The organism is Desulfosporosinus sp. SYSU MS00001 (genome assembly GCF_049943955.1).
In the GTDB taxonomy this organism is placed as follows: Bacteria; Bacillota; Desulfitobacteriia; order Desulfitobacteriales; family Desulfitobacteriaceae; genus Desulfosporosinus.
The window spans coordinates 319,863-341,801 of record NZ_JBNFTW010000003.1 but is presented as its reverse complement, the minus strand read 5'-3'; the positions used below and the strand labels follow the sequence as shown (position 1 = coordinate 341,801).

Genomic DNA, 21,939 nt, shown 5'->3' with positions numbered 1-21,939 from the left:
CTTGCTATTTTGGATTATTTCTTAGCGCCGCCCTTTTTACCGCCGGTCTTACCAACTTTACGACGTACAACTTCAGTTTCATACTTAATTCCTTTGCCTTTATAAGGCTCAGGCAGTCGTTCTGAGCGGACAACAGCCGCAAAAGCTCCGACAAGCTCCTTATCCATTCCTTTAATTAGGATCTTATTGGGAGCTGGAACTTCGAAATCAATACCTTCAAAAGGCACTAATTCCACAGGGTGGGATTTACCAACCGTTAAAACAAGCTTGTTACCTTGCTTAGCTGCACGGTAGCCAACACCAACCATATCAAGTCCTTTTGTGAACCCGTTTGTCACACCTTCTACCATATTGGCAATCAAAGTGCGAGACAACCCATGTAAGGATCGGCTCAAAGGTTCATCATCGGCTCGAGTGACAGTGACCTGTGAATTTTCTACTGTGACCGTCATTAATGAATGAATTTGTCTGCTCAGGGTACCTTTAGGACCCTTTACAGTGACCAAGTTATCCTCTATTTTGATGTCGACACCATTGGGGATTCCAATGGGACGCTTACCAATTCTGGACATTCACTGCACCTCCCATTGTGATAATTACCAAATATAGGAGATTACTTCTCCTCCAAGGCCCTCTTTACGGGCTTTCCTATCCGTCATAATCCCCTTTGAAGTTGAGATAATGGCAACTCCGAGGCCTCCGAGGACTTTGGGAATTTCATCCTTTTTCGCATAGACACGCAATCCTGGACGGCTTATTCGCTTAAGCCCAGTAATAACGCGTTCACGATTGGGACCATATTTCAAATACATCCGGATAACACCTTGTTTGTCGTCCGCAATATACTCTACGTCTTTAATATAGCCTTCGGCTTTAAGCAACTCCGCAAGCTCCCGTTTAATCCGTGATGATGGTACCTCAACCTTGTCGTGATAAACCATCCCAGCGTTGCGGATACGTGTTAGAAAATCTGCAATCGGATCTGACATTGACACTTCAGTCGTCCCCCTTCCTTACAATAGTTTTACCAACTGGCCTTCGTGACCCCAGGAAGTTCACCTTTGTGAGCCAACTCCCGGAAGCAAACCCGGCATATACCAAACTTCCGAATATAAGCATGGGGACGTCCACAAAGCTTACAACGGTTATGCGAACGTACGGCGAACTTTTGCCCGCGATTTTGGCGGACAACCATCGATGTTTTAGCCACGCTCTTGAACCTCCCTTTCTTTAATCACGATACGGCATTCCGAATCCGCGAAGCAACTCACGCGCTTCTTCATCGGTCTTTGCCGTCGTTACGAAAACTACATCCATGCCGCGGAGCTTATCGATCTTGTCATACTCAATTTCTGGGAAAATCAATTGCTCCTTGATCCCTAAAGTGTAGTTTCCACGTCCGTCAAATGCCTTACCTGAGATTCCGTGGAAATCACGAACGCGGGGTAATGCCACACTTAAGAGGCGATCCATAAATTCATACATTCTTTCACCGCGAAGAGTTACCTTGCATCCGATGGGCATACCTTCACGAAGTTTAAAAGCTGCAATTGATTTTTTAGCTCTGGTCACAATGGGTTTTTGCCCTGTGATAATCATAAGATCTCCTACAGCAGAATCAATCGCTTTGGAGTTTTGAACAGCTTCTCCCACACCCATGTTGACCACAATCTTTTCAAGTTTAGGGATTTGCATAACATTTTTATAAGCAAACTTCTGCTGCAGCGCAGGAGCTATTTCACTAATGTATCTGTCTCTTAGACGAGCCACTGGGGTCCCTCCTTTCGCGATTAGTGTTTATCGGGTAGATTCACTCCGCAATGTTTGCAGACGCGAACTTTTCCGTTATCCGTTAACTTGAAGCTTACACGAGTCACGGAATTACACTCTTGGCAATATAGCATAACGTTAGAACTGGCCATCGGAGCTTCCTTGGAAATAATACCGCCTTGAGGCATTGCTTGAGAGGGTTTTGTGTGACGTTTAACAATATTAGCCTTTTCTACGACAACGCGGCCCTTTTTCGGGAATACTTCGATTACATTACCTTTTTTACCGGCATCTTTACCGCTGATGACCATGACATAATCGCCTTTTTTAACGTGTAGTTTATTAGGTTGTACTTTATGCTTAGTAGCAGTCACTTTCTTCACCTCCATCTATCATGGGGTCTTAGATAACTTCCGGTGCCAGGGAAATAATTTTCATATAATTATCACGCAGTTCACGTGCAACAGGTCCAAAAATACGTGTTCCACGAGGACTCTTGTCATCTCTGATAATGACGGCAGCATTCTCGCTGAAACGGATATATGAACCGTCTGTACGTCGAATTTCTTTCTTGGTGCGGACAACAACTGCCTTAACAACGTCACCCTTTTTAACAACGCCCCCTGGCGTTGCCTCTTTAACAGAAGCTACGATAATATCTCCAATTGATGCATACCGACGCATTGAGCCCCCGAGCACCCGAATACACATCAATTCTTTTGCACCAGAGTTGTCTCCAACCCGAAGCCTAGTTTGTACCTGGATCATTCCCTTTGACCCCCTTCCGAACTAAATATCAGTAAATTAGAGCGCAATAGCCCTTTCCAGAACTTTAACCATGCGCCAGCATTTATCCTTGCTTAAACGGCGAGTTTCCATGATTGTAACAGTATCGCCGATATGAGCTTCATTATTCTCGTCATGAGCTTTAAATTTCTTCGTGCGAGTAAATGTCTTTTTATATAGAGGGTGGCTTTCAGTAATTTCTACAGAGACAACAATGGTTTTATCCATTTTATCGCTGACTACTTTGCCGATCCGAACTTTACGCTGGGCTCTTTCCACGCTAAAAAGCCTCCTTTCTCAACTTAAGAACGTTCAATCTTTAATTCACGTTCGCGCAAAATCGTCTTGCCACGAGCAATTCCTTTGCGGATTTCACGGATTCGCATCGGGTTATCAAGTTGTCCCGTTGCCAATTGGAAACGCAAATTAAACAGTTCGGTTTTGTAATCGTCAATCTGCTTAACGACTTCATCATCTGTCAGATCACGGTAATCCTTAGTTTTCATTTGCGTCACCTCCTAGTAAATCTGCACGGGAAGCGATCTTACATTTGATCGGGAGTTTATGCATTGCTAAACGAAGAGCCTCACGAGCGACGTCCTCAGCAACACCGTCGAGTTCAAACATGACACGACCTGGTTTGACAACGGCTACCCAATATTCCGGGGAACCTTTACCACTACCCATACGAGTTTCAGCAGGTTTAGCCGTAATTGGCTTATCCGGGAAAATCTTTATCCATACTTGACCGCCCCGTTTAATATATCGAGTCATAGCAATACGTGCAGCTTCAATCTGACGATTGGTAATCCAGCCGCTTTCCAGGGCTACAAGACCGTATTGACCAAAGGTAATCGTGGTACCGCGAGTTGCTTTACCAGTCAGCCGACCACGATGCTGTTTTCTATGTTTCACTCTGGTTGGGACTAACATTTAGTTTCCTCCTTCCACCTGAGCGACGACCTTCTTCGCTGGAAGAACCTCACCTTTATAAATCCAAACTTTGATACCAATTTTACCGTACGTGGTATTAGCTTCGGCAAATCCGTAGTCAATATCAGCACGCAAGGTGTGAAGGGGCACTTTACCTTCATGATACCATTCTGTTCGGGCGATTTCGGCTCCAGCCAGACGACCGCTGCATTGAATTTTAATTCCCAATGAACCTTGACGCATGGTCCTGCCAACCGTTTGTTTCATGGCACGACGGAAGGATACACGCTTTTCCAGTTGTTGGGCTATATTTTCGGCAACTAATTGCGCATCCAACTCAGGCTTTTTAACTTCAACAATGTTAACAGCAACTTGCTTGCCAGTCATGGCTTCGAGCTGCTTTCGCAAATTTTCAACTTCTGCACCACCGCGACCGATAACAATCCCTGGTTTAGCAGCATAAACTGATATCTTGATACGGCTAGCCGCACGTTCAATCTCAACTTTGGGACAACCAGCTTGTTTAAGCTTGTTTTTAACGAATTCACGAATTTTTAGATCTTCGTGAAGAAGTTCTACGTAGTTTTTATCTGCATACCATCGGCTTTCCCAATCACGGATTATCCCGATGCGGAGGCCTTTGGGATTAACCTTTTGACCCACAGCTTTAGTCCTCCTTCTTCTCGCCGACAACCACGGTAATGTGACTGGTCCGTTTCCGGATTTGATCAGCACGTCCCATAGCTCTTGGCTTAATGCGTTTTAAAGTTGGTCCTTCATCCACACAAATTTGAGTGATGATAAGTTCATCCGTATCCATGTCATAATTATGCTCTGCATTTGCAACTGCTGATTTGAGCACCTTTGTAACATCAGCACTTGATCCCTTAGCAGTAAATTGTAGAATGGCGAACGCATCACTAACCTTTTTGCCGCGGATCAAATTTACAACTTGGCGCACCTTACGAGGAGAGATACGTACGTATTTTGCCACTGCTTTTGCTTGCATGTGTCTTTAGCCTCCTCTCGAATTATCGTAGACCGCTGGACTTTTCACTGCCAGCATGGCCCTTATAGGTGCGAGTCGGCGCGAACTCGCCAAGTTTATGCCCTACCATATCTTCGGTAATATAGATAGGGACATGTTTCCGTCCATCATGAACTGCAATAGTAAAACCAATCATTTGCGGGAAAATTGTTGAGCGTCTGGACCATGTCTTGACAACGCGCTTGTCACCGGATTCGTTCATCGCGTCAACACGTGCGAGGAGACGAGCTTCGACGAAAGGTCCTTTTTTTACAGATCTGCTCATTCATGGGCCTCCTTTCGACTACTTACTGCGCCGTTTCACAATAAAGCGATTCGACAAATTCTTTTTCTTCCGAGTCTTTGCACCAAGAGCTGGTTTTCCCCAAGGTGTAACAGGGTTACGACCGATCGAGTTACGACCTTCACCACCGCCGTGAGGGTGATCGCAAGGGTTCATAACAGAACCACGGACCGTCGGGCGTATTCCCAGCCAGCGCGAACGTCCAGCCTTACCAATGTTAATGTTTTCATGGTCTAAATTCCCGACCTGTCCAATGGTAGCGCGGCATTCGAGCCGAATCATGCGCATTTCGCCGGAAGGGAGACGTAATGTGGCATAAGCGCCCTCTTTAGCCATTAATTGAGCCGAAGCTCCAGCTGTTCGAACTATTTGGGCTCCTTTGCCGGGTTTCATCTCAATGTTATGCAATAAAGTACCAACCGGTATATTTTGCAGAGGCAGTGCATTTCCCACTTTGATATCCGCCTCCGGTCCGGATACGATCATTTGATCGATTTCCAATCCATTGGGGGCAAGGATATAAGCTTTAAATCCATCTTTGTAATTGAGCAGTGCAATATTAGCAGATCGGTTAGGATCATATTCAATACTGGCCACCCGAGCCGGAATACCATCTTTATTCCGCTTAAAATCAATTTCGCGATACATTCTCTTATGTCCGCCGCCTTTATGGCGTACGCTTAGATGACCTTCGCTATTACGACCGGCTTTCTTGCGCAACGGCTTTAACAAGGAACGTTCCGGCTCAGTTCTAGTGATTTCCTCAAACGTCGAAACAGTCATTTGACGTCGACTGGCTGACGTTGGTTTAAATGACTTCAGTGCCATAGGTTTCTTTCCTCCTTTGCTTTAAGCTGCTTACAGGCCTGCGAAGTTTTCAATTCTATCTCCAGCTTTAAGCGTAGCAATCGCTTTTTTTCGGTTCGGGGTCTTTCCGGCATACTTGCCTACCCGTTTCATTTTTCCACGAACATTGATCGTGCGAATTTCAACCACTGAAACCTTGAACATTTTTTCCACTGCAGCTTTAATTTCGATTTTGTTGGCAGCCGGATTTACCCAGAAGGAGTATTTGTTTTCCTCAACAAGACCAACGGATTTTTCAGAAATAACCGGGTTTTTGAGGACCTCACGTGCGTCGCGCATTACGCAAACACCTCCTCTGTTTTTGATACAGCAGCCTTAGTCATCACTAGGACATCATGATTGAGCAAGTCTACAACATTCATTCCGGCAACATCCATTGAGATTACACCCTCTATGTTGCGAGCCGAACGAAATACTGCATCGTCAGCCTCATCCGTGACAATCATGGCCTTCTTGTTAACTTGAAGAGCCTTAAGGAGCTTGACGATTTCACGAGTCTTAACCTCTGCGAGGTTCAGATCATCCAAAACAATGAGCTGTTGCTCTATAACCTTCGAAGAGAGTGCCGAATGCAAAGCCAAACGACGAACTTTCTTCGGTAATTTAAATCCATATTTCCGTGGTTTCGGCGCGAATATAACACCGCCGCCTCTCCAAACCGGGGAGCGTGAGCTTCCAGAACGCGCACGGCCAGTTCCCTTTTGACGCCAAGGTTTACGTCCGCCTCCGCGTACTTCACCACGCAGCAGAGCAGATTGTGTTCCCTGCCGAAGAGAAGCTAATTGGGAAACTACAGCCGAATGAAGAACATGAACATTTGGTACTATTCCAAAGACATTATCACTAAGTTCAATTTCACCAACGGGTGCGCCTTGCATATTTACTACTTGAACTTTAGGCATTGCTTATTCCTCCTTTCTCAGTGCTACTTCGCCTTGTTCGCCTTGACAGAAGGCTTCAGAATGAGCAATGATTTTTTCGCTCCCGGGACAGCCCCTTTGATCAAGATCAAATTTTTATCTAAGTCAACTCGGATAATCTCCAAGTTTTGTACTGTTACACGTTCGCCGCCCATTCGGCCTGGCAAAACACGTCCTTTAAATACTCGAGCCGGACCCTTCGCGCCAAGGGAACCTGAACGGCGATGATACTTAGATCCATGAGCCATCGGTCCGCGACTGGCACTATTGCGTTTGATCATGCCTTGAAAACCTTTACCTCTTGAGGTACCAACGACATCCACTTTATCGCCGACTGCAAAAAGATCTACATTAACTTCTTGGCCGATTTCATAATTGTCGATGTCATTAACTTTAAATTCCCGGACATACCGCATAGGCTTTAAACTTGCCTTTTGAAAATGCCCTTGGCGAGGCTTGTTTGCCAGGCTTTCACGAAGTACGGAGAAACCCAATTGGATAGCATTATATCCATCTGAGGCAACCGTTTTCTTTTGAACCACCGGGCAAGGACCTGCTTCCACGACTGTGACCGGAATAACTTTACCCTCACTTGTGAAGACTTGAGTCATCCCTATTTTTTTACCTAGAATTCCTTTTGACACGAATGCCACCTCCTAGACGCTTTGAAGTGCGCCAGAATACTCTGGTGCACGAGAGCGTCACCTTATTTATCTTACCGCGATATTTTTACACGCTACCGGGTGTTTCTCGCGACAAGCACATCCTATTATATCATAAGTTTTTTTATTAAGCTACAAAAACTTATGATTTTTAAGCTTTATTTAAAGCTTAATTTCAATGTCTACCCCTGCAGGCAGATCTAAACGCATTAATGCATCCACAGTTTTAGATGTTGGTTCAAGGATATCGATTAAACGTTTATGGGTCCGCATCTCGAATTGTTCTCTTGAGTCCTTATTAACGTGGGGCGAACGCAAAATCGTGTAAACATTCTTCTCAGTCGGGAGCGGAATCGGGCCACTGACCTGAGCTCCGGTACGTTTTGCTGTGTCTACAATACGTTCTGCAGATTGATCTAACGTTTTGTGATCGAAAGCTTTCAAGCGAATTCTAATCTTTTGACTCATGTTTCTTCTACCTCCTTAATTCCCGTTACACGGGTCGAGCGCAAAAATTCCCTAGACAAGCGGAGTCACTTGCCCAGCAACCTTTTACGCCATTCCAGATATCAGCGGTCAGATGCCGGAGATCTGATAGACGAGTATGACCACAGCTATCGACATTCCTTTACCTGACCTTCGCAATTAGAGAGGAAGAATCTCTTCCTCTCTAAATCTCGTGCCTTGAATGCATTAATTAGGCGTAAATCTTGGCAACGATTCCTGAACCAACTGTACGTCCGCCTTCACGGATAGCGAAGCGAAGTCCTTCTTCCATAGCAATTGGAGTGATGAGCTCAACATCTATCGTTACACGGTCTCCAGGCATAACCATTTCGGTTCCTTCAGGAAGGTTGATAACACCGGTTACATCCGTTGTACGGAAATAGAATTGGGGACGATAGTTGTTAAAGAAAGGAGTATGACGTCCGCCTTCTTCTTTATTCAGGATGTAAACCTCGCCGGAAAATTTGGTGTGAGGCTTAATGGAACCGGTTTTAGCTAAAACTTGACCGCGTTCAATGTCTTTACGCTCAACACCACGGAGAAGTGCACCAATGTTATCGCCGGCTTGGGCTTGGTCTAAGAGTTTGCGGAACATTTCAACACCGGTTACAACTGTCTTACGAGCAGCAGCGCTTAAGCCAACAATCTCAACTTCGTCTCCGACTTTAACTGCACCACGCTCAACACGGCCGGTAGCAACAGTACCACGACCGGTAATCGTGAAAACGTCCTCAACAGGCATCAAGAAAGGCTTATCGGTATCGCGTTCTGGAGTAGGGATGTAGGAATCAACGGCATCCATCAGATTCCAGATCTTTCCGCACCACTCGCACTCACGTTTACCGCAGCCACATTGAAGGGCTTTAAGTCCAGAACCGGGAATGATGGGGATATTGTCGCCATCAAATTCATAAGAGCTTAAGAGTTCACGGATTTCCATTTCAACAAGCTCTAAGAGTTCAGCGTCATCAACCATATCAGCTTTATTAAGCCAAACAACAATACTGGGAACACCAACTTGGCGAGCCAAGAGGATATGTTCACGAGTTTGCGGCATCGGGCCGTCAGCAGCTGATACAACGAGGATAGCGCCGTCCATTTGAGCAGCACCGGTGATCATGTTCTTAACATAGTCAGCGTGCCCTGGGCAGTCAACGTGTGCATAGTGACGAGTTTCTGTCTCATACTCAACGTGAGCTGTAGAAATGGTAATACCACGTTCGCGCTCTTCTGGAGCCTTGTCAATTTGGTCGAATGCGGTAGCAATAGCACCGCCGACTTTAGAAAGAACAATTGTGATTGCAGCAGTAGTGGTAGTTTTGCCATGGTCTACGTGTCCGATGGTTCCAACGTTAACGTGAGGTTTTGTACGTTCATATTTCGCTTTTCCCATGTTTTTCACTCCTTTAAATTATTTCAGGGATTTATAATTCAGTGAGGTGCCGAGGTTGTGATCATAACTTATCAGCTTGAATCGCAGCCTCGGACTTCAAACCTCGCTTACGAACCTTGACGTTTAGCAATAATTCCATCAGCGATGGTCTTTGGAACTTCTTCGTAATGGTCAAATTGCATCACGTAAACACCGCGGCCTTGAGTGGCTGAACGCAAATCAGTCGAATAGCCAAACATTTCGGCAAGAGGAACAAAACCGCGAACAACCTGAGAATTTCCGCGAGCTTCCATACCTTCAATACGTCCGCGGCGGGAACTGATATCACCAATAACATCGCCCATGTATTCCTCAGGGACCGTTACTTCAACTTTCATTACAGGTTCCATAATTACCGGATCAGCTTTTAGGGCACCGGCTTTGAAAGCCATCGAACCGGCAATCTTAAAGGCCATTTCCGAAGAGTCAACATCATGATAGGAACCGTCAACGACTGTAGCCCGAATATCAAGAGCAGGATATCCTGCGAGGATACCGTTTTGCATAGCTTCTTCGATACCATCACCGATTGGGTTGATATATTCGCGAGGAATAACCCCTCCAACGATCTTGTTAACAAACTCAAATCCAGATCCGGGTTCCAGAGGTTCAAATTCGACCCAGCAGTGTCCATATTGTCCACGTCCGCCCGACTGCCTTACAAATTTACCTTCAGCTTTAACTGCTTTGCGAATGGTCTCTTTATAAGCAACTTGCGGACGTCCAACATCACATTGAACTTTAAATTCACGCTGCAGACGGTCAACAATAATCTCCAGGTGGAGCTCGCCCATTCCGGCAATAATTGTTTGTCCGGTCTCTACATCAGTACGCATTCTGAACGTCGGGTCTTCTTCAGCCAAACGTGAAAGCGCGCCGCCCATCTTTTCCTGGTCGGCTTTTGTTTTCGGCTCAATAGCAACGTCAATAACCGGTTCAGGGAAGACCATTTTTTCAAGGATAATCGGTATTTTTTCGTCACAAAGAGTATCTCCAGTAGTCGTTTCTTTCAAACCGACTGCAGCGGCGATATCCCCTGAACGAACCTCAGGAATATCTTCACGGTGGTTAGCATGCATTTGGAGAATACGTCCGATACGTTCCTTCTTGCCTTTTGTCGAGTTAAAGACATAGGAACCTGCACTTAGTACACCGGAATAAACACGGAAGAAAGCCAGCTTTCCGACAAAGGGGTCTGCCATGATCTTAAAGGCCAAAGCAGAGAATGGTTCCTCATCGGATGCGGTTCGATGATCCTCTTCGCCTGTATCCGGATGAACCCCTTTAATGGGGGGGACATCCAAAGGAGACGGCATATAGTCTACGACTGCATCCAAAAGAGGCTGAACGCCTTTATTTTTAAAAGCGGAACCACACAATACCGGAATAAAGGTATTGCTGATAACTCCTTTGCGTATACCGGTTCGTATTTCTTCTTCCGTTAATTCTTCACCTTCGAGGTACTTCATCATGAGCTCTTCGTCGGTCTCTGCAACTGCTTCAACAAGCTTCTCGCGATACTCATTTGATATTTCCTGTAACTCTTCAGGAATCGCGTTATGCTCCGCGGTTGTACCTAAGTCATCCGTGTAAATGATCGCAGTCATTGTTACCAAATCCACGACACCTTTAAAGTTGTCTTCCACTCCGATAGGCACCTGAATTGGTACAGGCTTAGCACCCAATCTATCCGCGATCATAGAAACACCACGGAAGAAGTCGGCTCCCATCCGGTCCATTTTATTAATATATGCAATACGCGGAACTTTGTATTTGTCCGCTTGACGCCAGACGGTTTCAGACTGCGGTTCGACTCCGCCAACTGAGCAGAATACTGCTACAGCACCATCAAGTACCCGCAGAGAACGTTCAACTTCGACGGTGAAATCCACGTGCCCTGGTGTGTCAATGATGTTAATCCTATTATTTCTCCATTGACAGGTCGTTGCTGCTGAAGTAATCGTGATGCCGCGTTCTTGCTCCTGAACCATCCAGTCCATTGTTGCTGCGCCATCATGTACTTCACCAATTTTATGCACGCGTCCTGTATAGAATAGAATACGTTCTGTCACCGTTGTTTTTCCAGCATCAATATGGGCCATAATCCCAATATTACGCGTATTTTCAAGCGAGTTTTGTCTTGCCACTGCGATTCCCCCTTTCTGTCAAAATCAGTGTGCCTCAAACTACCATTTGTAATGCGCAAAAGCTTTATTCGCTTCAGCCATTTTATGCATATCTTCCTTCTTTTTGACAGCACCGCCGGTATTATTAGCGGCATCGAGCAACTCAGCAGCAATTTTCTCCTGCATCGTTTTCTCGCCCCGCTTGCGAGCCATTGAGACAATCCAGCGGAGTGCGAGAGTCGATCGTCGTTCTGCACGTACTTCGATAGGAACTTGATAGTTGGCTCCACCGACACGACGGGCCTTAACTTCTAAAACGGGCATGACATTTTTCATAGCATTATTGAAGACTTCCAACGGATCTTTGCCGACTTTTTCTTGAATCATATCAAAGGCACTATAGCAAATAGCTTCAGCCGTCCCCTTTTTGCCATCTAACATAATTTGGTTGATAAACTTAGTGACCGTCTGATTTTTATAAATCGGATCGGGCAGAACTTCTCGTTTCGCAATATATCCCTTACGTGGCATTAGTTTCCCTCCTTTATAGCGTACTCAAGCACTCAAAGCAAAATTAGGCTTTTTTCGGACGTTTTGCCCCGTATTTCGAGCGGCCTTGTGCACGTTTTTGCACAGCCGTTGTATCAAGGGCGCCGCGAATTACGTGATAACGTACGCCTGGCAGATCCTTAACACGACCTCCACGGAGAAGAACCACGGAGTGCTCTTGAAGGTTGTGACCAATACCCGGAATATATGCAGTAACTTCCAGTTGATTTGTCAAACGAACACGGGCAACCTTACGAAGCGCAGAGTTAGGCTTTTTAGGAGTGGTGGTATAAACCCTCGTGCAAACCCCTCTCTTTTGTGAAGAGCCGCCAGACGGGAATTGTTTGCGTTTTAAAGAGTTATAGCCCCACTGTAATGCCGGAGCTGTCGACTTTTTCTCAACTGAAGTACGACCTTTACGAATGAGTTGGTTAATTGTCGGCATGTCTTTACCTCCTTTCTGATCAAATCAATATACAAGGAATTGCTTGCTTCAGCATTTAGCAAGCAATTCCAAAACCAGCAGTAAATAAATCAGTCCTTCAAAACAGCCGCCACAGCTGTTCCTACTTCAATCCCGCAGGCTTTGCCAAGATCCTTCATTGTAGGCACCTCTTGATGTTCAACATCATGGGTGCGGCACCATTCAATAATCGGGCGCAAAACATGGGACTCTGCATCTTTAGCAACATATACGCACCGTACAAGTCCTTTTTCCAAGGCGCGTTGAGTCTGCTTTAAGCCAACGGTTTTATTTTTAGCCTGTTTAAAGGTTTCATCAAGCAACAATATGCTTTCCTCCCTTAGCACACACTATAGTAGTTTAGCATTTGCATTCAAAGGTGTCAATAATTTCAAACCAGATTTGTTTCAGAGGTTTTGATATTGCGGTAACGAGCCATCCCCGTGCCTGCAGGAATGAGCTTGCCAATGATGACATTCTCTTTGAGTCCCAAGAGAGGATCCACCTTTCCTTTAATGGCTGCCTCAGTAAGGACTCGAGTCGTTTCCTGGAAGGAAGCCGCAGACAGGAAGGAGTCTGTTGCCAAAGAAGCCTTGGTAATTCCCAGCAGAACGGCATGTGCGACAGCCGGTTCTCCTCCATTGGCGATCGCTGTAGCGTTTTCATCTTGGAAATCAAATATATCTATGAGACCGCCCGGAAGCAGGCTTGTGTCCCCAGCATCATCTATTTTCACCTTACGAAGCATCTGGCGAACCATGACCTCAATATGTTTATCGTTAATGTCAACCCCCTGAAGGCGATAAACACGCTGAACTTCACCTACGAGATAAACCTGAACCCCTCTCAGGCCCTTTACCTTCAGCATATCGTGAGGGTTAATACTTCCTTCTGTCAGTTCATCCCCTGCTTCAACCATCTGCCCGTCCCGCACTCTGAGACGTGATCCATAAGGTATTGTATAAGTCACATGTTCATCGGATTCGGTAGTGATCTCCACTTCCCGGCGTCCCTTAACTTCACTGACCGCTACTTTTCCTTTGACTTCAGATATTATCGCTTGGCCTTTTGGTTTACGGGCTTCGAAAAGCTCTTCTACCCGCGGAAGACCTTGAGTAATATCGTCACCGGCTACACCACCGGTATGGAATGTCCTCATTGTCAACTGCGTACCCGGTTCACCGATAGACTGTGCCGCGATAATCCCCACTGCTTCGCCCATTTCAACCGGACGTCCTGTAGCTAGGTTTCGTCCATAACATTTCTTGCAAACGCCATAACGGGAAGTACAGGCCAGAACGGAGCGAATAACCACCGAATCAAATATCGAGGCGATTTCTTTAGCTTGCTCTTCCGTCATTTCCTTATCCGGAGCAGCAAGGAGTTTTCCTGTTGTAGGATGGTATAACTCTTCCAGCAGGAAACGGCCCACTAGTCGTTCTTCCAAGGACTCAATGATTTCCGGACCATCCTTGATATCTTCGACTATGATACCAGTCGTTGTTCCGCAGTCCTCCTCACGTACAATAACATCTTGAGAAACATCGACCAGACGACGGGTCAGATACCCTGAGTCTGCCGTCCTTAGAGCTGTATCAGCCAGACCTTTCCGGGCACCGTGGGAGGAAATGAAGTATTCCAAAACCGTCAGTCCTTCACGGAAATTGGCCTTAATCGGCAATTCAATGGTACGTCCGGATGGATCAGCCATAAGACCCCGCATTCCGGCCAGCTGCCGGAGCTGTTGAATATTACCCCGTGCTCCTGAAGTTGCCATCATATAGACAGGATTGAACTGATTTAAGCTTTCCATCAAGGCATCGGTGACTGTCTTAGTCGCTTTAGCCCAAGTATCAATAACTAAATTATAACGCTCTTCATCGGTAATTAAACCTCGGCGATACTGCAATTCTGTTTTGGCAACGGCCTGGTCGGCGTTGGAGAGAATTTCCGTTTTCGCTTCAGGAACGGTGATATCCATTAGACCAACGGTCATCCCTGCACGGGTCGAGAACTTAAATCCTTGACTTTTCAGTCCGTCCAGCAGTGCGGCGGTTGCTTCATAGCCGGCAATTCTGTAGGTCTTGGCCACAATCTCACCTAGACCCTTTTTGCCGACAACTTCATTGAAGTAGCCGATCTCTTTAGGGATTACAGAATTGAAGATCAGACGACCGACTGTTGTCTCCAAAAGTCCATCATCACGGCGAACCTGAATCTTTGCTTGTAAATGAACTTCACCCGAATCATAGGCTAAAACTGCTTCATCAAAGTCTTTGAATATTTTTCCTTCGCCAAAAGCCCCCGGTCGTTCCATCGTTAAGTAATAGGAACCTAAGACCATATCCTGGGTAGGAGTTTGTACAGGCCGGCCATCCTTAGGATTTAAGATGTTATGAGAGGCCAGCATCAACAAACGTGCTTCGGACTGAGCTTCTGCAGACAATGGGACGTGAACAGCCATTTGGTCTCCGTCGAAGTCAGCATTATAGGCTGTGCAGACGAGAGGGTGAATCTGTAAGGCACGTCCTTCAACTAAGCTAGGCTCAAAAGCCTGAATTCCCAAACGGTGAAGGGTTGGAGCACGATTCAAGAGGACCGGATGATCGGTAATAACCTCCTCCAAAACGTCCCAAACTTCAGGGCGTACGCGCTCAACCATTCGTTTAGCGCTTTTAATATTATGGGCATGCCCTTCATTAACGAGCTTCTTCATAACAAAGGGTTTAAAGAGTTCTAAGGCCATTTCCTTAGGAAGGCCGCATTGGTGCAATTTAAGGTTCGGCCCGACCACAATAACGGAACGTCCCGAATAGTCTACGCGTTTTCCTAAAAGGTTTTGACGGAAACGCCCTTGTTTTCCTTTCAGCATATCGCTCAGAGACTTCAGCGGACGGTTCCCCGGACCTGTCACTGGACGGCCACGCCGTCCATTGTCAATCAGAGCATCAACCGCTTCTTGGAGCATTCGTTTCTCATTGCGAACGATGATATCCGGTGCCCCTAAATCCAAAAGGCGTTTCAGTCGATTGTTACGGTTGATCACCCGTCTGTAAAGGTCATTAAGGTCTGACGTAGCAAATCTGCCGCCGTCCAATTGAACCATAGGACGCAGTTCAGGCGGGATTACCGGTACGACATCCATAATCATCCATTCCGGACGATTACCTGATTGCTTAAAGGCTTCAACGACTTCTAAGCGACGAATAGCGCGAATTTTTCGTTGCCCGGAAACTTCTTTCAGTTCGCCGCGCAGTTCATCATTGAGTTTATCCAAATCCATTTCTGCGAGCAGAAGTTTGATGGCTTCAGCGCCCATACTTGCTTGAAAACGGTCATCATACTTCTCACGGTATTCACGATATTCTGTTTCAGTCAAAAGCTGCTTCTTCATAAGGGAAGTATCCCCTGGATCGGTAACAATGTAGGAAACAAAATAGAGGACTTTTTCCAAAGCACGGGGTGACATATCCAAAAGCAGACCCATGCGGCTTGGAATCCCTTTAAAATACCAAATATGGGAAACGGGAGCAGCCAGAACAATATGCCCCATCCGCTCACGGCGAACCTTCGATCGAGTTACTTCAACTCCGCAGCGATCGCAGACAATACCTTTGTAGCGGACCCGTTTATATTTTCCGCAATGACATTCCCAATCCCTTGTCGGACCAAAGATCTTTTCACAAAACAATCCTTCCCGTTCCGGCTTTAAGGTCCGATAGTTAATGGTTTCAGGCTTCTTTACTTCTCCATAGGACCAATCTCGGATCATATCCGGGGAAGCTAAGCCGATACGCATACGGTCGAAGTTATTGACGTCTAGCAATCCTTATCGCTCCTTTCCTCCGGGGGACTATTTGAGATCGTCGAAATCTATTTCCTCTTCTTCGAGGACTTCTTCATTCAGATCTTCAAGAGGGTCTTCTTCATCCACAGTTTCTTCTTCATCCTCATCTTCGGTTTCTACGAGACGAGGGCCTGGGGCCGGAAGTTCCTCATGCAGATCGATACCAAGTTCTTTAGCAGTTTCCGCGATATCCTCATCAGTATCATGAATCTCAATTTCCTGATCATCTGAGGAGAGCACTCGAACATCCAATCCCAAACTCTGCATTTCTTTAATCAATACTTTAAAGGACTCAGGAATTCCCGGTTCGGGGATATTTTCCCCTTTTACAATAGCTTCGTAGGTCTTGACGCGGCCGACAACATCGTCAGATTTAACGGTTAGAATTTCTTGGAGAGTATAAGATGCTCCATAGGCTTCCAGAGCCCAAACCTCCATTTCTCCAAATCGCTGTCCGCCGAATTGCGCTTTCCCTCCTAAGGGTTGTTGCGTTACCAGGGAATACGGACCTGTCGAACGGGCATGGATTTTATCATCAACCAAATGGTGCAGCTTGAGGACATACATATAGCCTACAGTAATCTTACTGTCAAAAGGCACTCCCGTACGTCCGTCGTACAACATCGTCTTGCCGTCTTTGGGAAGCCCGGCCTTTTCCAAAGTTTCAAATATATCCTCTTCCCGCGCACCATCAAAAACCGGAGTAGCAATGCGAATACCCAGAGCTTTGGCCGCCCAGCCTAAGTGAGTTTCCAAGACCTGACCGATATTCATCCGCGAAGGAACACCCAGAGGATTCAAAACAACCTCGATCGGTGTGCCATCCGGCATGAAGGGCATATCCTCCTGACGCATAATCCGGGAAATGACCCCTTTGTTTCCGTGCCGGCCTGCCACCTTGTCGCCAACAGAGATTTTACGTTTCTGAGCGATATAGACACGTACCAGCTGGTTAACGCCCGGTGACAATTCATCTCCGTTTTCCCGGGTAAAGACCTTGACATCAACAATTTTTCCGGCTTCACCATGAGGAACCCGTAAAGAAGTATCCCGAACCTCGCGGGCCTTTTCGCCGAAAATAGCACGCAGCAAGCGTTCTTCAGCTGTTAGCTCCGTTTCTCCCTTGGGAGTAACTTTACCGACTAAAATATCCCCAGGACGAACTTCCGCACCAATGCGAATGATTCCACGTTCATCAAGATCCTTCAAGACATCTTCTCCGACGTTAGGAATATCCCGAGTAATTTCTTCAGGCCCCAGCTTTGTATCCCGGGCATCGGATTCATATTCCTCAATATGAATTGACGTATAATAATCTTCTCGGACAAGCTTTTCATTAATCAGAATAGCGTCCTCATAGTTATACCCTTCCCAAGTCATGAAGGCCACTAAGACATTTCGTCCCAGAGCAAGTTCACCATAGTCAGTGGAGGGTCCGTCAGCAACAATCTGACTCGCCTCAACTTTCTCGCCCTTCTTGACGATCGGTCTCTGGTTAATACATGTTCCTTGGTTCGAGCGCAAGTACTTAAGCAGTTTATGCCGTTCCGTAGTGCCATCGTCATGAAGGACTACGATCTCATCCGCTGTTGCCCGTTCGACAACCCCAGCTTGTTTGGTGATCGCACAAACTCCTGAATCTTTAGCAGTCTTATATTCCATCCCAGTTCCCACATAAGGAGAGTCTGTGCGCAAGAGGGGAACGGCTTGGCGCTGCATGTTTGAGCCCATTAGTGCCCGGTTAGCATCATCATGCTCCAAAAACGGAATCAAAGCGGTAGCAATTGAAACCATTTGCTTCGGAGATACATCCATATAGTCCACTTGGCTCGGTGAAACATGCACGAAATCAGGACCGTGGCGCCCGTCAATTTTATCTAAGAGGAAATTGCCACTTTCATCAAGAGGCGCATTAGCCTGAGCAACAACGTACTTTTCTTCCTCATCGGCCGTTAAATAGTGAATCTCATCGAGAACTCTGCCGTTTTCTTTATCCACCTTACGATATGGAGCCTCTATAAACCCGTAAGGATTGATGCGGGCAAAGGTACTTAAGGAACCGATCAAGCCAATGTTCGGACCTTCAGGGGTTTCTACAGGACACATCCGCCCATAATGGGAGTGATGAACGTCACGAACTTCAAAACCAGCCCGTTCACGGCTCAAGCCACCCGGTCCCAAAGCACTTAAACGCCTTTTATGAGTTAACTCAGCTAAGGGATTCGTTTGATCCATGAACTGTGACAATTGGCTGCTGCCGAAGAATTCCTTAATCGCCGCCACAACAGGACGGATATTTATTAAAACTTGTGGAGTTATGACTTCGACGTCCTGAATAGTCATTCGTTCACGGACAACACGTTCCATTCGCGATAAACCAATGCGAAATTGATTTTGGAGCAGTTCTCCTACCGAACGCAAGCGGCGATTCCCTAAGTGGTCGATGTCATCCTTAAATCCTCCGCCTTCCATCAGGTCCAACATTCGTTGGATGCTCGCCACGATATCCCCGCGGGTCAGATGACGAACCTCCATGGGAATGTCTAAACCTAACTTCTTATTAAGCTTGTAACGGCCAACCTTTGCCAGATCGTAACGCTTAGCATCAAAAAATAAGGCTTCTAACAGCGAGCGGGCACTGTCGACAGTTGGAGGTTCACCTGGTCGTAATCGTTTATAGATTTCAACGAGAGCTTCTTCGGTAGATTCCGAATTGTCTCTTTCCAGGGTAGCACGAATATATTCGTTATCATTGAACAATTCCAGAATCTGTCCATTGCTGGAATATCCCAAAGCACGGATGAGTACTGTGCCCGGAAGCTTACGTGTACGGTCAACCCTTACAAAAATATTATCATTAATATCCGATTCAAATTCCAACCACGCTCCACGGTTTGGAATCACCGTAGCCCCATAAAGTTTCTTACCACTCGGATCAATTTGTTCCGCATAGTAAACACCCGGTGAACGAACAAGCTGACTGACTATAACACGCTCAGCACCATTGATAATAAAGGTGCCTTTGTCTGTCATTAGCGGGAAATCGCCCATGAAGACTTCTTGTTCCTTAACTTCCCCGGTTTCTTTGTTAATAAGGCGTACTTTTACCCGCAAAGGAGCCGCAAACGTTACATCTCGCTCTTTACACTCCTCAACCTGGTACTTGGGTTCTCCTAAGCTGTAATCGATAAATTCCAAAACAAGGTTGCCCGTAAAGTCTTGAATCGGGGAAATATCGCGAAACATATCGCGCAATCCTTCATCAAGAAACCATCGATAGGAGTTCTGCTGGATTTCAATTAGATTTGGCATGTCAAGGACTTCCCGAATTCTGGAATAACTCCAGCGCTCCCGTACCCCGACCTTAACAGGATAGAACATTAACGCTTCACCCCTCAGTGCGCATTTCTCTCATTGAGGTATAATATATTGACATAGACAGCCAAAAGCAAGGCCTTTAAATAAAACCTCGCTTAACTATCTATGGTATTCCGCATCATCGTGACAATTCCAAACTACTATCTCCTTATTATCCAATGCTTTCTAGTAATTGCCATAGCATGGAAGAATCAAGCAAATACCTTCATCTATGTATAGTAACAGTTATAAATTATACCAAATCCATCATACAGTGTCAAGAAAATCTTCAAAGTTAGAGGAATAAATAATGAAGATATGACACTAATAATGGCGTTGGCGGTGAAGATTGCCGCCTAGCGGCATGAAAATATAAATATTCATGAATATTTTCGGTTCAAGGAGTAGGAGGGAAATGTATTTTCGCAAGACAACTATCTTGCCTGTAATTAAAGAAGGCACTCTCTACTTAGAGAGCGCCTTCTTATATTCTCTAAACTATTTAACTTCGACAGTTGCGCCAGCTTCAGTTAATTTAGTTTTTACAGCTTCAGCCTCATCTTTAGCAACCTTTTCTTTAATAGGTTTCGGAGCATTATCTACGAGATCTTTAGCTTCTTTTAAGCCTAAACCAGTTACTTCGCGAACAACTTTAATAACATTGATTTTGGATGCACCGCAGTTGGTAAGGATAACATCAAACTCAGTTTTTTCTTCAGCTGCTTCACCTGCAGGTGCGGCAGCTCCGCCAACAGCTGCGACAGCTACTGGAGCTGCAGCACTGACACCGAATTCGGTTTCAAAAGCTTTTACGAGTTCAGAGAGTTCGAGGACAGTTAAACCTTTAACTGCTTCGAGAATTTCATTAACTTTAGACATTTTTTATTTCCTCCTTAAACTATGAAACATTTTATGTTTCTGACATTAAAATTATTGAGCTTCTTTAAGCTTACGCACTTCTTCGAGAGCGTAACCCATTTTGCGAATAGGCCCTTGAAGAACATTGGCCATACCTGCCAAAGGCGCTTGCATACCGCGCAGAACCATGGCCAGCAATACTTCCCGTGACGGTAGATCAGCAAGATTTTTAACTCCGTCAGGTCCGATTACTTTGCCTTCTAAAACTCCAGCCTTAATGGCAAAGCTCTTAAGCTTATTTGCTTTGGCAAAATCCAATAAGATTTTAGCAGGAGCAACCGGATCTTTACTAAAAGCAAGCGCTGTTGGTCCTTCTAAATAGGACTCAAGTCCTTCGACTCCTACTTCTTGAGCTGCTCGTCGTACAAGGGTGTTTTTTAACACCTTATACTCCACGCCAGCTTGACGAAGCTGCGCCCGTAATTGAGTCACTTGAGCTACTGTGAGTCCACGGTAATCAGCTAAAACAACCCCTGAAGATTGTTGAAACTTCTCTTTAATTTCTGAGACAACCTGGCTTTTTTCCTCGATATTAGGCATTCTGTGTACCTCCTTCCTATAGGGCAACTCAGCAAAAAACCTCCGCAGCTGCAGAGGTTAAGAATGCCAAGTATATCTATCGGCACGTTTTCCAACCTCGGCAGGACATTAAGCTCAATGGCACCTGCTATCTACAGCGGATATTTAATTCCTGATAAGTGTACCCTCATTGTAGAATACTGTCAAGAGAACTTTAGAGAGCCTTCACCGGATTAATTCTTACGCCGGGACCCATCGTCGAACTAACCGTTATGCTGCGGATATATTGACCTTTAGCAGCAGCAGGTTTTGCTTTAGCAATGGTTTCCCCTAACGTACGATAGTTCTCTAACAGCTGTTCTGCACTGAAAGATGCTTTGCCAATAGGAGCATGGATAATTCCAGCCTTTTCGGCACGATATTCAATCTTACCAGCTTTGATTTCCTTGATGGCACGAGTTACATCCGGGGTAACGGTTCCAGTCTTAGGGTTTGGCATTAAGCCTTTAGGTCCGAGTACACGGCCTAATCTACCGACCATTCCCATCATATCCGGAGTAGCTACTACGACATCAAATCCGAACCAGCCTTGTTCAATCTTAGCGATCATGTCTTCAGCACCCACAAAATCTGCGCCTGCTGCTTCTGCTTCTTTCGCTTTGTCTCCCTTGGCGAAGACCAAAACAGAACGAGTTTTTCCGGTTCCGTTAGGGAGCACAAGAGCACCGCGAATTTGTTGGTCTGCATGACGGGTGTCAATTCCTAATTTAAAAGCAACTTCGATCGTCTCATCAAATTTTGCTTTGGCATTAGCCTTCACGAGCGTTAATGCTTCAAGGGGTTCGAAATATCCTGTGCGATCAAAGGTCTTTACGGCCTCTTGATATCTTTTTCCAACCTTAGCCATTCTTTTACCTCCTTGTGGTTATGCGGGCAAAACCCTCCCACAATT

27 protein-coding genes and 1 other annotated feature are annotated in these 21,939 nt (G+C 45.8%); all 27 genes read right to left on the bottom strand.

Annotated features, from left to right (window positions below; genetic code table 11):
- Positions 1-14 precede the first annotated feature (14 nt).
- Positions 15-572 (bottom strand): 50S ribosomal protein L6, encoded by a 558-nt coding sequence (gene rplF / locus ACPUYX_RS08185; protein WP_047808640.1) that lies wholly within the window; start codon positions 570-572, stop codon positions 15-17.
- A gap of 24 nt (positions 573-596) precedes the next feature.
- Positions 597-995: a 30S ribosomal protein S8 gene (gene rpsH / locus ACPUYX_RS08180; protein WP_047808639.1), complete on the bottom strand. Its 399-nt coding sequence runs from the start codon at positions 993-995 to the stop codon at positions 597-599.
- A gap of 29 nt (positions 996-1,024) precedes the next feature.
- Positions 1,025-1,210, bottom strand: a complete 186-nt coding sequence (locus tag ACPUYX_RS08175; protein WP_083995860.1) for a type Z 30S ribosomal protein S14 — start codon at positions 1,208-1,210, stop codon at positions 1,025-1,027.
- Between the two features lie 20 nt (positions 1,211-1,230).
- Positions 1,231-1,770 (bottom strand): 50S ribosomal protein L5, encoded by a 540-nt coding sequence (rplE, locus tag ACPUYX_RS08170; protein WP_426379207.1) that lies wholly within the window; start codon positions 1,768-1,770, stop codon positions 1,231-1,233.
- A gap of 20 nt (positions 1,771-1,790) precedes the next feature.
- Positions 1,791-2,159, bottom strand: a complete 369-nt coding sequence (gene rplX, locus ACPUYX_RS08165) for a 50S ribosomal protein L24 (protein WP_088228147.1) — start codon at positions 2,157-2,159, stop codon at positions 1,791-1,793.
- Between the two features lie 13 nt (positions 2,160-2,172).
- A complete protein-coding gene (gene rplN / locus ACPUYX_RS08160) occupies positions 2,173-2,538 on the bottom strand; it encodes a 50S ribosomal protein L14 (RefSeq protein WP_088228148.1) in 366 nt (121 codons plus the stop codon).
- Between the two features lie 36 nt (positions 2,539-2,574).
- Complete coding sequence (gene rpsQ, locus ACPUYX_RS08155; RefSeq protein ID WP_053006266.1) at positions 2,575-2,835, bottom strand: 30S ribosomal protein S17; 261 nt, start codon at positions 2,833-2,835, stop codon at positions 2,575-2,577.
- 23 nt (positions 2,836-2,858) lie between these two features.
- Entirely contained in the window at positions 2,859-3,062 is a 204-nt protein-coding gene (gene rpmC, locus ACPUYX_RS08150; RefSeq protein WP_426379206.1) for a 50S ribosomal protein L29, read from the bottom strand.
- A complete protein-coding gene (gene rplP, locus ACPUYX_RS08145; protein WP_088187400.1) occupies positions 3,052-3,489 on the bottom strand; it encodes a 50S ribosomal protein L16 in 438 nt (145 codons plus the stop codon). Before rplP ends, rpmC begins: the two co-directional genes overlap by 11 nt.
- Positions 3,490-4,152, bottom strand: a complete 663-nt coding sequence (rpsC, locus tag ACPUYX_RS08140; RefSeq protein ID WP_088228151.1) for a 30S ribosomal protein S3 — start codon at positions 4,150-4,152, stop codon at positions 3,490-3,492.
- Between the two features lie 4 nt (positions 4,153-4,156).
- Positions 4,157-4,498 (bottom strand): 50S ribosomal protein L22, encoded by a 342-nt coding sequence (gene rplV, locus ACPUYX_RS08135; protein ID WP_047808632.1) that lies wholly within the window; start codon positions 4,496-4,498, stop codon positions 4,157-4,159.
- 22 nt (positions 4,499-4,520) lie between these two features.
- The gene (rpsS, locus tag ACPUYX_RS08130; protein ID WP_047808631.1) at positions 4,521-4,802 is read right to left on the bottom strand and encodes a 30S ribosomal protein S19; all 282 of its coding nucleotides are present in this window, start codon (positions 4,800-4,802) and stop codon (positions 4,521-4,523) included.
- An 18-nt stretch (positions 4,803-4,820) separates the two neighbouring features.
- Positions 4,821-5,648: a 50S ribosomal protein L2 gene (rplB, locus tag ACPUYX_RS08125; protein WP_426379205.1), complete on the bottom strand. Its 828-nt coding sequence runs from the start codon at positions 5,646-5,648 to the stop codon at positions 4,821-4,823.
- A gap of 30 nt (positions 5,649-5,678) precedes the next feature.
- Positions 5,679-5,966, bottom strand: a complete 288-nt coding sequence (locus tag ACPUYX_RS08120; protein WP_088228153.1) for a 50S ribosomal protein L23 — start codon at positions 5,964-5,966, stop codon at positions 5,679-5,681.
- Positions 5,966-6,589 (bottom strand): 50S ribosomal protein L4, encoded by a 624-nt coding sequence (gene rplD, locus ACPUYX_RS08115; RefSeq protein ID WP_426379204.1) that lies wholly within the window; start codon positions 6,587-6,589, stop codon positions 5,966-5,968. Before rplD ends, ACPUYX_RS08120 begins: the two co-directional genes overlap by 1 nt.
- A 23-nt stretch (positions 6,590-6,612) precedes the next feature.
- Positions 6,613-7,251, bottom strand: coding sequence for a 50S ribosomal protein L3 (gene rplC, locus ACPUYX_RS08110; protein ID WP_426379203.1), 639 nt, complete (start codon positions 7,249-7,251; stop codon positions 6,613-6,615).
- Positions 7,252-7,431: 180 nt separating this feature from the next.
- Positions 7,432-7,737 (bottom strand): 30S ribosomal protein S10, encoded by a 306-nt coding sequence (gene rpsJ / locus ACPUYX_RS08105; RefSeq protein WP_047808626.1) that lies wholly within the window; start codon positions 7,735-7,737, stop codon positions 7,432-7,434.
- A 229-nt stretch (positions 7,738-7,966) separates the two neighbouring features.
- Positions 7,967-9,169 (bottom strand): elongation factor Tu, encoded by a 1,203-nt coding sequence (gene tuf / locus ACPUYX_RS08100; RefSeq protein WP_047808625.1) that lies wholly within the window; start codon positions 9,167-9,169, stop codon positions 7,967-7,969.
- 107 nt (positions 9,170-9,276) lie between these two features.
- The gene (gene fusA, locus ACPUYX_RS08095) at positions 9,277-11,355 is read right to left on the bottom strand and encodes an elongation factor G (RefSeq protein WP_426379202.1); all 2,079 of its coding nucleotides are present in this window, start codon (positions 11,353-11,355) and stop codon (positions 9,277-9,279) included.
- 39 nt (positions 11,356-11,394) lie between these two features.
- Complete coding sequence (rpsG, locus tag ACPUYX_RS08090) at positions 11,395-11,865, bottom strand: 30S ribosomal protein S7 (RefSeq protein ID WP_426379201.1); 471 nt, start codon at positions 11,863-11,865, stop codon at positions 11,395-11,397.
- Positions 11,866-11,908: 43 nt separating this feature from the next.
- Positions 11,909-12,328, bottom strand: coding sequence for a 30S ribosomal protein S12 (gene rpsL / locus ACPUYX_RS08085; protein WP_047808622.1), 420 nt, complete (start codon positions 12,326-12,328; stop codon positions 11,909-11,911).
- Positions 12,329-12,417: 89 nt separating this feature from the next.
- A complete protein-coding gene (locus ACPUYX_RS08080; protein ID WP_426379289.1) occupies positions 12,418-12,669 on the bottom strand; it encodes a L7Ae/L30e/S12e/Gadd45 family ribosomal protein in 252 nt (83 codons plus the stop codon).
- 68 nt (positions 12,670-12,737) lie between these two features.
- Positions 12,738-16,172, bottom strand: a complete 3,435-nt coding sequence (rpoC, locus tag ACPUYX_RS08075) for a DNA-directed RNA polymerase subunit beta' (RefSeq protein WP_426379200.1) — start codon at positions 16,170-16,172, stop codon at positions 12,738-12,740.
- Between the two features lie 27 nt (positions 16,173-16,199).
- Positions 16,200-19,574 (bottom strand): DNA-directed RNA polymerase subunit beta, encoded by a 3,375-nt coding sequence (rpoB, locus tag ACPUYX_RS08070; RefSeq protein ID WP_088187395.1) that lies wholly within the window; start codon positions 19,572-19,574, stop codon positions 16,200-16,202.
- A 474-nt stretch (positions 19,575-20,048) separates the two neighbouring features.
- Complete coding sequence (gene rplL / locus ACPUYX_RS08065; RefSeq protein ID WP_047808619.1) at positions 20,049-20,429, bottom strand: 50S ribosomal protein L7/L12; 381 nt, start codon at positions 20,427-20,429, stop codon at positions 20,049-20,051.
- 51 nt (positions 20,430-20,480) lie between these two features.
- Positions 20,481-21,008, bottom strand: a complete 528-nt coding sequence (gene rplJ, locus ACPUYX_RS08060) for a 50S ribosomal protein L10 (protein WP_088187394.1) — start codon at positions 21,006-21,008, stop codon at positions 20,481-20,483.
- 24 nt (positions 21,009-21,032) lie between these two features.
- Positions 21,033-21,163 (bottom strand) — a sequence feature (ribosomal protein L10 leader region).
- 38 nt (positions 21,164-21,201) lie between these two features.
- Positions 21,202-21,894, bottom strand: a complete 693-nt coding sequence (gene rplA / locus ACPUYX_RS08055; RefSeq protein WP_426379199.1) for a 50S ribosomal protein L1 — start codon at positions 21,892-21,894, stop codon at positions 21,202-21,204.
- Positions 21,895-21,939: the final 45 nt, after the last annotated feature.